This window comes from Streptomyces sp. NPDC006476, assembly GCF_040612015.1.
In the GTDB taxonomy this organism is placed as follows: domain Bacteria; phylum Actinomycetota; class Actinomycetes; order Streptomycetales; family Streptomycetaceae; genus Streptomyces; species Streptomyces griseorubiginosus_B.
Genome location: NZ_JBEXPK010000036.1, coordinates 1 through 13237 on the forward strand (window position 1 = coordinate 1; position 13237 = coordinate 13237).

Below are 13237 nucleotides of genomic sequence, written 5' to 3' on the forward strand. Positions count from 1 at the left end.
GGCCTGGTCTCCGACCGCACCGCCCTGCGCTAATCACCCAACAGCCAACCCGCCAGGCCAGCACGCTCCCACCTCAGTCGTGCACCACGTCGTTAGAGCCACGCCACCTCACGCCCCCTGGCCGCACGCCCCTCGGCGGCCACAACCCCCGGGTCTTCGGGGTCTCATCCGACCTTGCGTCCGTGCAGCGGCTCCGTGTCGGCTCCCGCTCCGTGCTGCAGGCCGTGCAGGAACTCCTGGAGGACCTCCGGCGCCGTGTGCTCGGGCTGCCAGCCCAGCTCAGTGCGGGCGCGGGTGCAGTCCATCAGGGGCAGCCGCAGGACCGCGTCGAAGAGGTGGGGCGAGGCGGGCAACAGGTGCAGTCCCCAGGCGGCGGCGATCGCCCTGCGGGCCGCGGCGCGGGGGAGCCGCACCGGGCGCGTGCCCAGCATCTCGCCCAGCATCTCCGCGTCGACCGGCGGCTCCGCGGCCAGGTTGAAGGCGCCGCGGACCTCTCCGGCGAGCGCGAGGACGTACGCCCGGGCCGCGTCGTCGGTGTGCAGCGCCTGCACCCGCAGCCCCGGAATGTCCGGGAGGAACGGCAGCATCTCCGGACGCGCCAGCGGCCCCGGCAGGAACCGTCCGCCGAAGATCCGGCGCTGCTCGCTCGCCGACTCCCGCTTGAACAGGAACGCCGGCCGCATCCGCACCACCCGCACCTCGGGATGCTCCCGCTCGAAGGTGTCCAGGGCGCGCTCCAGATACGCCTTCTCCCGGCAGTACGCCGCGTCCGGCCAGCCGTGTGTCGGCCATGACTCGTCCACCGCACGTCCCTTCGGCCCCGGCGAGTACGCCCCGACCGACGAGGCGTGCACCAGCGTCGGCACCCCCGCCCTCGCCACCGCCTCGAACACCCGGATACTGCCGAGGACATTGGTCCGCCACGTCACCGCCGGATCGTGCGTGGGCTGGAAGGCCCAGGCCAGATGCACCACCGCGTCGGCGTCCGCGAACACCTTGGCCAGATCCGTGCGCTCCGACGCCAGGTCGACCGGGGACCAGTCCGTCCGGGGCGGGGACCACTCGGGTATCCGCCGGGCCAGCCCCAGCACGGAGCCGACGTCCGATTCCTCGGCCAGGGCGCGCACCACGCTGGTACCGACGTTGCCGGTGGCGCCCGTGACCACGATCCTGCTGCCCGTCGTGCCGCTCACGATCGACTCCCTTCCAGGGGGAGGGACCGAGTACCCGGCTGGTGCGGGGTTCATGACGTCGGAGGTAATCGACCCGCTCGGCGCCGCGCGGAAGCATGAGGGACGTACCCACTGCACCGGATCCCGGGAGGACGTCCCATGCCGTACTTCGCCAGCCCCGCCGACGGTACACGGCTGCACTACGTCGACTACGGACCGGCCGACGGACCCGTGGCCGTCTTCGTCAACAGCGCCTACCTGGGCTCGGAGATGTGGGAGTTCCAGATGCCCCGGCTCGCCGAGGAGGGCCTGCGCTGCGTGGGCCTGGACCGCCGGGGGCACGGCCGCTCCGACGACGTGTGGGGCGGGTTCGACCTCGACACCCTCGCCGACGACCTGCACGGGCTCCTGGACCACCTGGACCTGCGGGAGGCGACCCTGATCGGTCACTCGATGGGCAGCGTCGAGATCACCCGCTGCCTCAGCCGGCACGGCACCGTGCGGGTGGCCCGGGTCGCCTTCGTCGCCGGGATCGCGCCGGGCGTGGTGCGCACCGCCGACAACCCGGACGGGGTGGACCAGGACGTGATGCTGGCCGCGAACGAGGTCTGCCGGCGCGACCGGGCGGCGTTCTTCCGTGACGGCGTCGACGCCTTCTTCGCCGTCGACCGCCCCGGCAACGACGTGTCCCCGGCGTACCGGGACCACATCGTCGACCGCGCGCTGATCTCCACGCCTCGCTCCACGGCCGCGGTCCAGGCGATGATCGCGGTCGTCGACGTCACCGCCGAACTCCCCAAGCTCGACCTGCCGGCCCTGGTGATCCACGGCACCCACGACACCTCGGCCCCCCTGGAGACGACGGCCCACCGGGCCGCCCGCCTCCTGCCCGAGGCCACCCTCAAGGTCTACGAGGACGCCGGCCACGGCCTCTTCGCCACCCACGCCGAGCAACTCACGGCGGATCTGCGGGAGTTCGTGGCCCACTGACGGGGACGGCTCGGCGGTGCCGGGAGATGATCACACCATGACCGAGATCATCCTGATGTCCGACCCGCGGGTCGCCGCCGTCCCCGTCGAGGAGAACGGGGAGCCGCTCGCCGACGTACGACAGGCCCTCATGGTCGACGACCTCAAGCACGAGGACGCCCACGGCGCGGAGTTCTTCCTGCGCCGCGGCGTCCTCGACCGCCTCGTCACCGCCCAGACCCTCCTCCCCGAGGGCCTGCGTCTGCTGTTCGCCGAGGGCTACCGGCCGCCTGCCCTCCAACGCCGCTACTTCGAGGAGTACGCCGGCGAACTGCGCGCAGCGCATCCGGACTGGACCGCCGACGCCGTCCGCACCGCCGCCAGCCGCTATGTCTCCCCGCCCGAGATCGCCCCGCACAGCGCGGGAGCAGCCGTGGACCTGACACTCGCCGACGCCGACGGTCGCGAACTCGACCTGGGGACACGGATGAACGCCAGTCCTGAGGAGAGCGACGGCGGCTGTTACACTGGTGCCGGGAACATCAGCTGCGAGGCCCGGGCCCACCGGGCGGTGCTGGGAGGGGCGCTGAGCGCGGCCGGGCTGGTCAACTATCCGACCGAGTGGTGGCATTGGTCGTACGGCGACCGGTACTGGGCGTTGCTGACCGGGGCTTCGGCCGCGTTGTACGGGCCCAGGGAAGCCGTCGGCCCCTAGGCGAACGCGTTCACGCCCGTCAGTCGCGCGGACAGGTCCCACAGGCGGGCTGCCTGGTCCGGGTCGATCGCCCACTGTTGGACGCCGTTGGTGGTCGACTCGTCCGGCGGGGCGATCTCGGCGATCTCGCAGTCCTCCAGGTAGACGCCGCCCAGGCCGTCCAGTTGGGGGGAGGTCGCCGCCCACACCTGGGTGGCGGCGCCCTGCTCCGGGGTCTTGAAGCCCTGTGGGTTGAGGACGTTGCCGTCCGCGTCGATCCAGCCGCGTTCGATCATCTCCTCCTTGGGGATGTGCCGTTGGAGGGGCGTGAGGATGCCGCCGGGGTGCAGGGAGAAGGCGCGGACACCGGCGTCACGGGCCAGCCGGTCGAGGTGGACGGCGAAGAGGACGTTCGCGGTCTTGGCCTGGCCGTATGCCTCCCACTTGTCGTAGCCGCTCGTCCACTGCACGTCGTCCCAGCGCATGCCGGAGAAGTGGTGGGCGCGGGAGGAGACGGAGACGACGCGGGCGCCGCCCGCGGCGATCGCCGGCCACAGCCGGTTGACGAGGGCGAAGTGACCGAGGTGGTTGGTGGCGAACTGCGCCTCCCAGCCAGGACCCACCCGTGTCTCCGGGCACGCCATGATCCCGGCGCTGTTGATCACGATGTCGACGGTCCGTCCGGAGGTCAGGAACCGGTCGGCGAAGGAACGCACGCTCTCCAGGTCCCCGAGGTCCAGCTCGTCCACCTCGACGCCGGTCACACCGGCCAGCGCCTCCTCGGCGGTGGCCCGGCGCCGCGCCGGGACGACGACATGGGCGCCCGCCCTGGTCAGGGCCCGGGTCGTCGCCAGGCCGAGGCCCGAGTAACCGCCGGTGACCAGCGCGAGCTTCCCCGTGAGATCGACGCCCCGCAGGACGTCGTCGGCGGTGCTGGTCGCGCCGAATCCGGATCCGATCTTGTGCTGTGCAGTGGTCATGCCGTGAACGCTACGAAGTGAAGTGCGCTCGAAGTCAAGCCGGGACCGGGGCCGGACGCGGAAGGGCCCCGACCGGACGGGGGAATCTCGGTCGGGGCCGTCGAAGGGTGGGCACGAATGGCGGTCGCCTCTCGGCGAGGGGCTCCACAGGGCTTCAGCCGAACGATCGTCCCTGTGGGCGAATGGTGAGGCCCGGGGACACTGTCCCATCCGCACCCACGGTTTGTTCAACGGCGAACTACCGTGTGGTGTTCCGCCGTTGGGCCCCTTCCGCGGTGATCTGCGTCACCCGCGCGCGGTGGCCGGAACGGTGTCCGCCCACAGGTTCTCGGCCTGCAGCAGCAGCGACCCGAGAACCGTCGTACGGTCCGCCCCGTACCCGGCCTGCTCCCGCAACCCCTCCTGCAGCCGCCGGTGCAGCTCGCGCCGGGTGTCCTCGACCCGCTCGTCCACCTCCTCCTCGCCGGGCCCGTCGAGGAGTCGGCGCCCCTGCGCGTGGCAGGCCCGCGCGATCAGCTCCAACAGCCGCCCGTAGGTGTGCAGCACCGGGGCGTCGGGCGGCGTGGGCGTCCGTTCGTCCTGGGCGGCGACCGCGAGGGTGCGGGTGAGTGTCACCACGTGTCCGGTGATCCGGCTCCAGCGCTCGTCCTCGCAGTCGGGCGGTATGTCCGAGGGCAGCCGACGCAGCCTGCGCAGCGGCCTGCTCGTCAGGCGCAGACTCTCCCGGCTCCAGCGGCGGGCCGAGCGCACCGCCTCCAGCCGGCGTTCGAGCCGCGCGGCGCCGTGCTCCCAGCCGCCCACGGTCGCCGCGTCCCAGCGCTCGTGCCGCATGTCGTCGGCGACCGTCCGCAGCACGTCCCCCGCCTCCTCGGCGAGGGTCGCGAGGTTCTCCCGGACGTCCCGGAGATGGATCGGCGGCAGCACCAGCGCGTTGACGGCGATCCCGATCACGGCGCCGAGCGCCGCCTGCCCCACCCGGTGCCCGACCGTGGCCGCGGTGACGCTGCCGGCGGCGAGTGTGAACACCGCGGTGGTGGCGCCGTAGATGCCCTGGTCGCCGAAGCGGTACCAGTTCGAGAGCAGCATCAGCACCGGTAGGCACACCGCCAGCGCGCCCAGCGTGTTCCCGGTGACCGCCTGGGCGAGTGAGGCGAACACCGTGCCGGTGCAGATCGCCGCGAACTGCTGCGCCGCGCGCCGCAGGGAGCTGTACACGGTGGCCTGCACCAGGACCATCGCCACCCAGGGAGCCATCAGGGCCATCGGGTCGGCCATGCCGTCGCTCGCCACGAACCACGCCAGCACCGCCGCCCCCGCGGCCTTCAGCGACTGCACGACCAGATCCCGCTCCCGGCCCGGCGAGCGCCAGGCCGCCCGCACGTTGCGTCCGACGCCGGTCCACTGCCCGCCCTGTGCTGATCGTCGTACCGCTTCGGTCACTCGCGTCATCCGGTGCGGGTAACCGAAGATCGGCGGACCACAGCAGGCCGGGCACAGTGACGTGCCGCACTCGGAGCCGGACTGCGGGCCGTACTCAGGCCAGCGGGCTGCCCTCCAGGTCGGCCAGGAGGTGCGCGGGGTCGTCGTACACCGCCTCGGCGCCCGCCTCCTCCAGATCGGCGCGCGGGATTCCGCCGCACAGCACGCCGACACAGCGCACGCCGGCCCGGGTGGCCGCGCGCATGTCCCACACGGTGTCGCCGACGAAGACCGCGCGTTCGGCGGGCACCCCGGCGAGCTCCAGGGCGTGCTCGACGGGCTCGGGGGCCGGCTTGCCCTCCTCGACGTCGTCGGCGCTGGCCGTGGCATGGATCGCCTCGTCGGCGGAGAGCGCGCGCCGCAGCGCGGACAGTTCCGGGCCGCTCGCGGAGGTGGCCAGCACCACCCGCCAGCCGTCGTGATGGAGCCGTCGCAGCAGCCGGCCGGCGTCCTCCAGCGCGGGCAGCCGGTCGAAGTACTGCGCGTACAGCGTCTTGTGCGCGGCGCTCAGCTCGCCGTCCTGGTCCTTGTCCCGCTCCTCGCCCAGCACCCGGGTGATCAGATCCTCCGAGGGCAGGCCGACGGACCGGTGGATGGCGTGCATGGGCACCTGGTGGCCCGCCTGCCGGAACGCCTCCCACCAGGTCGCCACGTGCAGGTGGTTGGTGTCCACGAGGGTTCCGTCGACGTCGAACACGGCCGCCCGTTCCATACGCTCTCCCTTGCTCGCTCCTCGCTCGGGTACCACGTCACCGGCCCGCCACGCCCGCCGGCGTGTGCCGTTGGCGGGTCCAGGCGAGCAGGTCGTCGAGCGCCCAGGTGTTCACCACCCGCTCGGCCGGCACCCCGCACTCCTCGGCGCGGGCGCAGCCGAGGATCTGCCAGTCCAGCTGGCCGGGCGCGTGCGCGTCGGTGTCGATCGAGAAGAGCACGCCCGCCTGAACCGCGCGGCGCAGCAGCCGCCGGGGCGGGTCCAGCCGCTCGGGGCGGCTGTTGATCTCCAGGGCGGTGCCCGTCTCGGCGCACGCGGCGAACACCTCGTCCGCGTCGAACTCCGACTCGGGCCGCCCCCGCCCGGTCACCAGCCTGCCGGTGCAGTGCCCGAGCACGTCGGAGTGCTCGTCGCGGACGGCGGCCACCATGCGCCGGGTCATCGAGCGGGCGTCCATGCGCAGCTTGGAGTGCACCGACACCACGACCACGTCCAGCCGTTCGAGGAGTTCGGGTTCCTGGTCCAGCGAGCCGTCCTCGAGGATGTCGCACTCGATGCCGGTCAGCAGCCGGAACGGCGCCCAGGTCTCGTTCAGCCGCGCCACCACGTCCAGTTGCTCCCTCAGCCGTTCCGGCGACAGCCCGCGCGCGACCGTCAGCCGCGGCGAGTGGTCGGTCAGGGCCGCCCACTCGTGCCCGAGGGCCGCGGCGGCCCGTCCCATCTCCTCGATCGGGCTGCCGCCGTCCGACCAGTCCGAGTGCAGATGGCAGTCCCCGCGCAGCCGCGCCCGCAGCTCCGCCCCCGCCCGGTCCTCGTCCGCCGCCCCGGCCTCGTCCTCCAGCTTGCGCAGATAGCCGGGCACCTGCCCGGCCAGTGCCTCCTGGACGACCTGGGCCGTCTTCGGGCCGACCCCCTTCAGCGACTCCAGCGACCCGGCGGCGGCCCGGTCGCGCACCTCGTCCGCGGGCAGCTTCGCCAGCACGCGGGAGGCCGTACGGAAGGCGCGGACACGGTAGGTCGGCGCCAGGGACCGCTCCAGCAGGAAGGCGATCCGGTCCAGTGCCTCGACGGGATCCATGGCTCCAGGGTTCCCCGGCCGCACGGATCTCGCACGGTTTGTGCCCGCTCACCCGGGGTACTGCGATGCCCCACCCTCAGCGACGATCAGGAGGTCGGCGATGTCCCCATCAGCTTCCGGCAAGGTGGCCGTGGTCACCGGCTCCGACTCGGGGATCGGCCGCGCCACGGCCGTCCGGCTGGCCGAGGCGGGCATGGACGTCGGCATCACCTGGAACACCGACCGCAAGGGCGCCGAGGAGACCGCCGACGAGGTGCGCGCCCACGGGCGCCGGGCCGAGGTGGCCCACCTGGACCTGACCGGCCTGCCCGAGGCCGCCGACACGGTCGACGAGCTGTGCGAACGGCTCGGCCGCCTCGACGTCCTGGTCAACAACTCCGGTACGGGCACCATGACCCCGTTCCTCGATCTGGACCTCGACACCGTGCGCGAGGTCCTCGACGTCGATCTGGTCGGCCCGTTCCTGTGCGGGCAGCGGGCGGCTCGGCAGATGATCCGGCAGGGGGACGGCGGCCGCATCGTCAACGTCACCTCCGTCCACGAGCACCAGCCGAGGGTCGGCGCGGCCCCGTACTGCGCGGCCAAGGGCGGTCTGGGACTGCTCACCCAGGTGATGGCCCTGGAACTCGCCGAGTACGGCATCACCGTCAACGCCGTCGCGCCGGGTGAGATCGCCACGCCGATGACCGGCCAGGAGGACGGCGACGTGCACACCGAGCCCCGTCCCGGCATCCCGCTCGGCCGGCCCGGTGACGCCCGCGAGGTGGCCGCCGTCATCGCCTTCCTCGCGAGCCCCGACGCCGGCTACGTCACCGGCGCGTCCTGGAGCGTGGACGGCGGCATGCTGCGGATGGGCCCGCAGGCGGGCTCGCATCTCCGCAGCGACGACTGGCGGCGGCCCTGAGCGGGCGGCCGTGAGACTGCGCACCAGCCACTGCGACCGTCCCGGCTTCAGCCGCGTCCGCTGCGGGCGCGGCTTCCGCTACCGGGACGAGACCGGCGCGCCCCTGAAGGACCCGGCCCATCTCGACCGCATCCGCGGCCTGGTCATCCCGAGGGCCTGGCGGGACGTGTGGATCTGCCCCTGGCCCAACGGGCATCTGCAGGCCGTCGGCACCGACGACGCCGGACGCCGCCAGTACCTCCACCACGAGCGGTTCCGCGCGCGTCAGGAGCAGGCCAAGCACGAACACGTCCGCCAGGTCGCCCGTACCCTGCCCGAACTGCGCGCCGAGGTGGCGGCCGACCTGGCCGGACGCGGACTGAGCCGGGCCCGGGTCACCGCCTGCGCCGTGCGCCTGCTGGACCTGGGCTTCTTCCGCATCGGCAGCGACCGGCACACCAGGCAGAGCGAGACCTACGGCCTGACGACGATGCTGCGCGAGCATGTCACCTGCCGCCGTGGTGAGATCGAGTTCGGTTACCCGGCCAAGGGGGGCGTCGAGCTCGTACGGGCCCTCGTCGACGAACAGGCGCACGCCGTCGTACGGTCCCTGGCGCGTCGCCGGCGTCGTGAGGAGCGGCTGTTCGTGCACCGGGACCGGGGCTCCTGGCACGATCTGCACGGCGACGACCTGAACGAGGCGCTGCGGCGGCTGTCCGGGACGGAGATCACCGCGAAGGACTTCCGCACCTGGCCCGCCACGGTCCTCGCCGCCGTCGCGCTGTCCGTCCCCACCGCGCGGGCCCGTGCCACCGCCGCGGCCCGCCGGCGGCAGATCGCCCGCGCGGTCCGCGAGGTCAGCCACTACCTGGGCAACACGCCTGCCGTGTGCCGGGCCTCCTACATCGACCCGAAGGTGTTCGAGCTGTTCGAGCAGGACGTCACGATCGCCGACGCGCTCACCCGGCTGGGCGAGCACGGCGAGTTCGGCCGCCCGGCCACGCAAGGCGCCGTCGAGCGGGCGGTGCTGGATCTGCTGGGGAGCGGGCGATGACGGGTCGCCGTCCGCCTCGCGTTCTACGCTCTATGGCATGACCGAACAAGGAGTTCCGCACATCGCCCATCCGCGGGTTCTGGTGCTCGGGGTGTGCCCGGGCAGGCCGGGCGAGGCCCCCTTCCGGATCGTGGAGATCGACGGTCAGGTCATCGGCGAGGCCCGGGCCCTCACCGACGTGCTGGAGGCCGCCGCCTCGTACGGCATCCCCATCCACGACCTCGACGACCCGGACCTGATCCGCTGGGTGGGAGGCGACAAGTACACCTGGACGAAGCACTGAGCAGACGGCTCAGCCGACCGTCCACTTCTGGTTGGCGCCGCCCGTGCACGTCCAGATCTGCAGCCGGGTGCCGTTGGCGGCGTTGTTGTCGGTCACGTCCAGGCACTTGTTCGCCTGTGGGTTGACGATGTCGTGCGCCCCGGTGACGGTCCACTTCTGGTTGGGGCCGCCGGTGCAGTCCCACAGCTGGACGGTCGAGCCGTCCGCGGTGCCGTTGCCGGTGACGTCCAGGCACTTGCCGAGCGCGCGAACGGTGCCGTCGGAGCCGACGGTCCACTCCTGCGCGGCGGTGCCGTTGCAGTCGTAGAGCTGAACGGGCGTGCCGTTGGCGGGGTTCGCGCCGGCGACGTCCACGCACTTGCCGGCCAGGCCCCGGATCGCCGTCCCCGTGGGGGTGTCGCCGGTCGTGACCGACACCGAGTCGACGACCAGCGTTTGCGGGAAGGAGGTCGAGCCGTCCGGGTCGCCGGGCCAGTAGCCGCCCACGGCCAGGTTCAGGATCAGGAAGAACGGCTTGTTGAACACCCAGGTCCTGCCGCCGAGATCGGCGGGGGTGCGCCGCTGGTAGACGGTGCCGTCCACGGACCAGGTGATCGAGTCCGGTGCCCAGTCGACGGCGAAGGTGTGGAAGGCGTCCGCGAAGACCTGCCCGCCCGGCAGGGAGTAGGCGGCGCCGATGCCGCCCGAGCCGGAGTAGCCGGGCCCGTGGATGGTGCCGTGCACGGTGGAGGGCTCGAAGCCGACGTTCTCCATGACGTCGATCTCGCCGGAGTCCGGCCAGTTCACCGGCGTGCCCAGCATCCAGAACGCGGGCCACATGCCCTGCCCCCGCGGGATCTTCATCCGCGCCTCGACGTGCCCGTACTGGGCGGTGAACCTGCCGGAGGTGTTGAGCCGGGCCGAGGTGTACTGGCAGGTGCCGTACCAGCACGGGTAGTTGGCCGGGTTCTCACGCCGGGCGGTGATCACCAGATGACCCTGGCCGTCCAGGGCCGCGTTGCGGGTGCCGGGCGTGTAGTACTGCCGCTCGTGGTTGTTGACGTTGTCGCCGGTCTCGGTCTGCCACTTGGCGGGGTCGACGGCGGCACCGGCGGGCCCGTCGAACGTGTCGGAAAAGGCCACCACGGCGGCGGCCGTGGGCGGATCCGCGTGCGCCGCTCCGGTCGCGGCGGACGCGACCAGCACGGCGGACAGGGCGGCGAACAGACATCGGCGCAGCAGTCGTGGGGAGGCCACGGCACTTCCTTCCATGCGGCGGCCGGGCGCACGGATGCGCCCGGCCGAGGTGGGGGTGAAGGCGTCGCCTCTTGATTTAAGGAGTGAGATAAGGAGGGCGTCAATACCTTGGTACGGACCAGGGGTTGAGGTGTCCGGCTAAGCGCTCTTTGTCCCCTTGGCGGGCCGGCGCGGGACCCGTTCCCGTGCGTGCACCCTGCCCATCCGCCGCCCCAGGACGATCCAGCCGATGAGCGCGCCGCTGGTGTTGAGGATGACGTCGTCGATGTCGAAGGCGCGTCCGTCGACCAGCGCACCCTGGGCGAACTCCACGAGCAGCATGACCGCGGCGGTCAGCAGCAGCACGCGCAGCAGCCCGCGTGCTCGCGGCGCGACGACGGGGATGAGAACCCCGAACGGGACGCCCAGCAGAATGTTGCCGCCGATCTGCTTCACGGCGTCGCGCAGCGCCGGCTGTTCGATGTAGGCCCGGATCGAGCGGCCCGGATGCAGATTGGTGTGCACCAGCGAGGTCGAGGCGGGCGAGGGCTCCAGCGTCAGCTTGGCCAGCACCACGGCGAAGGCCACCATGAACCCGAAGGCGACCAGCATCGCCAGCAGCCGGATCGGCAGGGGCAGGACATGCCGCTCGCGCGGCTCAGGACGGGAGGCCGGCTCGGCCCTCGCCCTCCTCCAGAATGTGCCGCCCTTGGCCGGTGCGCCGCTCTTCGCGGGCTTCGCGGTCTTCTCCGCTCTGCCGTTCTTCGCGGGCTTCGCGGCCTTGTCGGATTTGGCGAAACCCAGGCGCCATGCGGAACGTGGACGCAAGGCTGCACGGGCCATCCGGTCCTCCAGTCTTCAACTTCCCAGTGTCGTAAGGCGGTTACCCCCACATCCGCCGACGATGCCGCCGTGCCCGGTTCCGGGGTGGTGCGCCCGCACGGTTTTTCTTCCCGCTGTCGGGGCAACCGGGCGGTGAGCCGAGCGCGCCGCCCCCCGCGGCGCCCACCGCGATGCTTGGATGCCGCGGAAGGACGGACCGGACCTCTCGCCGCGACGGCGTGCGAGCTGAGCCCGAGGAGGTGGCGCATGACCCCGCGGACCGCGCTCCTCGCGGCGGCCGAACTGCTGGGCTGGTGGATCGCGCTCGCCCTGCTCTGGCTGGTCCTCATCAGCACCGTCGACACCCTCGAACTCGCGGTCGGCGCGGCCTCGGCCCTTGTCGGCGCCCTCGCCGCGCGGGCCGCGCGACGGGCGGTGACCGGATCGTGAACGGCTGGCTGCTCGCCGCGACCGTCGGTCTCGCCGGCGGCCTGGGCGCGGCCCTGTGGGGCGTCGCCACCGGCCCGCTGCGCCGCCGCGTCGTGGCGCAGAACCTGTCCACCGCCCTCGCCTGCCCGGGCCTGCTGCTCCTCTCCCAGGCCTACAACCGGCCGTCGTACGTCGACCTCGGTCTGGTCCTCGCCTTGCTCGGCCCGGTCGGCACCCTGGTCTTCGCTCGGCTGCTCGCCGACGAACTGGCCGAGGACCCGCCGCGCGCCTGGGGCCTGACCTGGACGGTCGCCGGCCTCGGCGCGGCCGCGGTGACCGCCCTGTGCGTGGCGACCGGCCCCAGCCGGGCGATGGTCAAGCTACTGGTCATCGGTGCCCTGCTGATCAGCGGCAACGTCATCGCCTCCCGTGCCCTGTCCGGCGGCTTCCGGGGAGTCCGCGGTGGCTGACGCGGTGATCGTCGTCGCGCTGCTGCTGGTCGCGGCGTCCGCCACGGTGGCCGTGGCGACCCGCGACCCGATGCGCCAGGCCCTCGTCCTGTCCGTCCTCGGCGTCGTCCTCGCCGTGCTGTTCACCGTCCTGCAGGCACCGGACGTCGGCCTCTCCCAGCTCGCCGTGGGTTCCGCCCTCACCCCGCTGCTGCTGATGCTCGCCGTGCGCAAGATCGGACGGCGCGGCCGGGAGAAGGAAGGCGAGCGGTGACCCGGCGCGCCCGACTGTGGGTCCTGCTGACCGGCGGCGCGGGCCTGGCCGTCCTGCTGGTCGCCGCCTGCCTGAGACTGCCGCACTTCGGCGGCGACCGGCACCCCTACGGCGACCGCGCGGTCCACGCCTCCCTGGCCCGGCGCACCGCCAACACCATCTCCTCCGTCAACTTCGACCAACGCGCCTTCGACACCCTCGGCGAGATGACCATCCTCTTCGCGGCCGTCCTGGGCTGCGTGGTGCTGCTGCGCCAGACCCAGGACGAGCGGCGCGCCCGCCCCGAACCCGCCGAGGTGGCCCGGCCGGTGCGCCGCTACGCCCTGCTCGTCCTGCCCGTCGCCCTGCTGACCGGCCTCTACATCGTCGCCCACGGCCAGCTCAGCCCCGGCGGCGGCTTCCAGGGCGGGGTCGTCGCCGCGACCGCCCTGCACCTGCTCTACCTCGGCGCCGACTACGCCGCCCTGGAACGCGTCCGCCCGGTCGGCAGATACGAGGTCGGCGACGCGCTGGCCTCCTCCGCCTACGTCGTCACCGGCATCGCCGGCCTCATCGGCGGCACGGCCTTCCTGGCCAACACCCTGCTGCCGTACGGCACCTTCAACACCCTGTCCTCCGGCGGCACCGTGCCGCTGCTGAACGCGGCCATCGGCATGGAGGTCGCCTGCGCGGTCGTCGTCCTGCTCGCCCGCTTCCTGGACCAGGCCGTCGAGATCGAGGAGGAGAGCGGGAGATGAGATCCGT

General features: G+C 72.7%; 16 protein-coding genes. 9 read left to right on the plus strand and 7 right to left on the minus strand.

The features are described 5' to 3' along the window. Positions 1–164 precede the first annotated feature (164 nt). A complete protein-coding gene (locus ABZZ74_RS33005; protein WP_356771235.1) occupies positions 165–1193 on the minus strand; it encodes an SDR family oxidoreductase in 1029 nt (342 codons plus the stop codon). Positions 1194–1331: 138 nt separating this feature from the next. Here ABZZ74_RS33005 and ABZZ74_RS33010 point away from each other — a divergent pair, with 138 nt between their 5' ends. Next, entirely contained in the window at positions 1332–2162 is an 831-nt protein-coding gene (locus tag ABZZ74_RS33010) for an alpha/beta hydrolase (RefSeq protein WP_356771237.1), read from the plus strand. A gap of 37 nt (positions 2163–2199) precedes the next feature. After that, positions 2200–2856 carry a M15 family metallopeptidase gene (locus ABZZ74_RS33015; RefSeq protein WP_356771239.1) on the plus strand — a complete coding sequence of 219 codons (657 nt, stop codon included), beginning with the start codon at positions 2200–2202 and terminating at the stop codon, positions 2854–2856. Here the strand turns inward: ABZZ74_RS33015 and ABZZ74_RS33020 are convergent. From ABZZ74_RS33020 to ABZZ74_RS33035, 4 genes are all read right to left on the minus strand, one after another. Continuing rightward, a complete protein-coding gene (locus tag ABZZ74_RS33020; RefSeq protein WP_356771241.1) occupies positions 2853–3815 on the minus strand; it encodes an SDR family NAD(P)-dependent oxidoreductase in 963 nt (320 codons plus the stop codon). The genes ABZZ74_RS33015 and ABZZ74_RS33020 overlap by 4 nt on opposite strands. Before the next feature lie 285 nt (positions 3816–4100). Beyond that, positions 4101–5264, minus strand: a complete 1164-nt coding sequence (locus tag ABZZ74_RS33025) for an aromatic acid exporter family protein (RefSeq protein WP_356771243.1) — start codon at positions 5262–5264, stop codon at positions 4101–4103. An 85-nt stretch (positions 5265–5349) separates the two neighbouring features. Next, positions 5350–6006 carry an HAD family hydrolase gene (locus tag ABZZ74_RS33030; RefSeq protein ID WP_356771245.1) on the minus strand — a complete coding sequence of 219 codons (657 nt, stop codon included), beginning with the start codon at positions 6004–6006 and terminating at the stop codon, positions 5350–5352. A gap of 37 nt (positions 6007–6043) precedes the next feature. Then, positions 6044–7084, minus strand: coding sequence for a PHP domain-containing protein (locus tag ABZZ74_RS33035; protein ID WP_356771247.1), 1041 nt, complete (start codon positions 7082–7084; stop codon positions 6044–6046). Between the two features lie 100 nt (positions 7085–7184). Between ABZZ74_RS33035 and ABZZ74_RS33040 the strand changes: the two genes are divergently transcribed. Genes ABZZ74_RS33040 through ABZZ74_RS33050 form a run of 3 tightly spaced genes read left to right on the plus strand, consistent with a single transcriptional unit; the run spans position 7185 to position 9304 of the window. After that, a complete protein-coding gene (locus ABZZ74_RS33040; RefSeq protein ID WP_356771249.1) occupies positions 7185–7988 on the plus strand; it encodes an SDR family oxidoreductase in 804 nt (267 codons plus the stop codon). A 10-nt stretch (positions 7989–7998) separates the two neighbouring features. Further along, entirely contained in the window at positions 7999–9021 is a 1023-nt protein-coding gene (locus ABZZ74_RS33045) for a DNA topoisomerase IB (protein WP_356771251.1), read from the plus strand. 37 nt (positions 9022–9058) lie between these two features. After that, positions 9059–9304 carry a hypothetical protein gene (locus ABZZ74_RS33050; protein WP_356771253.1) on the plus strand — a complete coding sequence of 82 codons (246 nt, stop codon included), beginning with the start codon at positions 9059–9061 and terminating at the stop codon, positions 9302–9304. 9 nt (positions 9305–9313) lie between these two features. Here ABZZ74_RS33050 and ABZZ74_RS33055 read toward each other — a convergent pair whose 3' ends face one another. After that, entirely contained in the window at positions 9314–10540 is a 1227-nt protein-coding gene (locus ABZZ74_RS33055; protein WP_356771255.1) for a lectin, read from the minus strand. Between the two features lie 138 nt (positions 10541–10678). Then, on the minus strand, positions 10679–11362 hold the full coding sequence (locus ABZZ74_RS33060) for a VanZ family protein (RefSeq protein ID WP_356771256.1): 684 nt from the start codon (positions 11360–11362) through the stop codon (positions 10679–10681). Between the two features lie 246 nt (positions 11363–11608). Between ABZZ74_RS33060 and ABZZ74_RS33065 the strand changes: the two genes are divergently transcribed. Genes ABZZ74_RS33065 through ABZZ74_RS33080 form a run of 4 tightly spaced genes read left to right on the plus strand, consistent with a single transcriptional unit; the run spans position 11609 to position 13230 of the window. After that, positions 11609–11791 carry a hypothetical protein gene (locus ABZZ74_RS33065; RefSeq protein ID WP_356771258.1) on the plus strand — a complete coding sequence of 61 codons (183 nt, stop codon included), beginning with the start codon at positions 11609–11611 and terminating at the stop codon, positions 11789–11791. After that, positions 11788–12240 carry an MrpF/PhaF family protein gene (locus ABZZ74_RS33070; protein WP_356771260.1) on the plus strand — a complete coding sequence of 151 codons (453 nt, stop codon included), beginning with the start codon at positions 11788–11790 and terminating at the stop codon, positions 12238–12240. The genes ABZZ74_RS33065 and ABZZ74_RS33070 overlap by 4 nt, the downstream gene beginning before the upstream one ends. Then, positions 12233–12493 carry a hydrogenase subunit MbhD domain-containing protein gene (locus tag ABZZ74_RS33075; protein WP_356771262.1) on the plus strand — a complete coding sequence of 87 codons (261 nt, stop codon included), beginning with the start codon at positions 12233–12235 and terminating at the stop codon, positions 12491–12493. The genes ABZZ74_RS33070 and ABZZ74_RS33075 overlap by 8 nt, the downstream gene beginning before the upstream one ends. Beyond that, positions 12490–13230, plus strand: coding sequence for an MnhB domain-containing protein (locus ABZZ74_RS33080; RefSeq protein WP_356771264.1), 741 nt, complete (start codon positions 12490–12492; stop codon positions 13228–13230). The genes ABZZ74_RS33075 and ABZZ74_RS33080 overlap by 4 nt, the downstream gene beginning before the upstream one ends. The last annotated feature ends 7 nt before the right edge of the window (positions 13231–13237 follow it).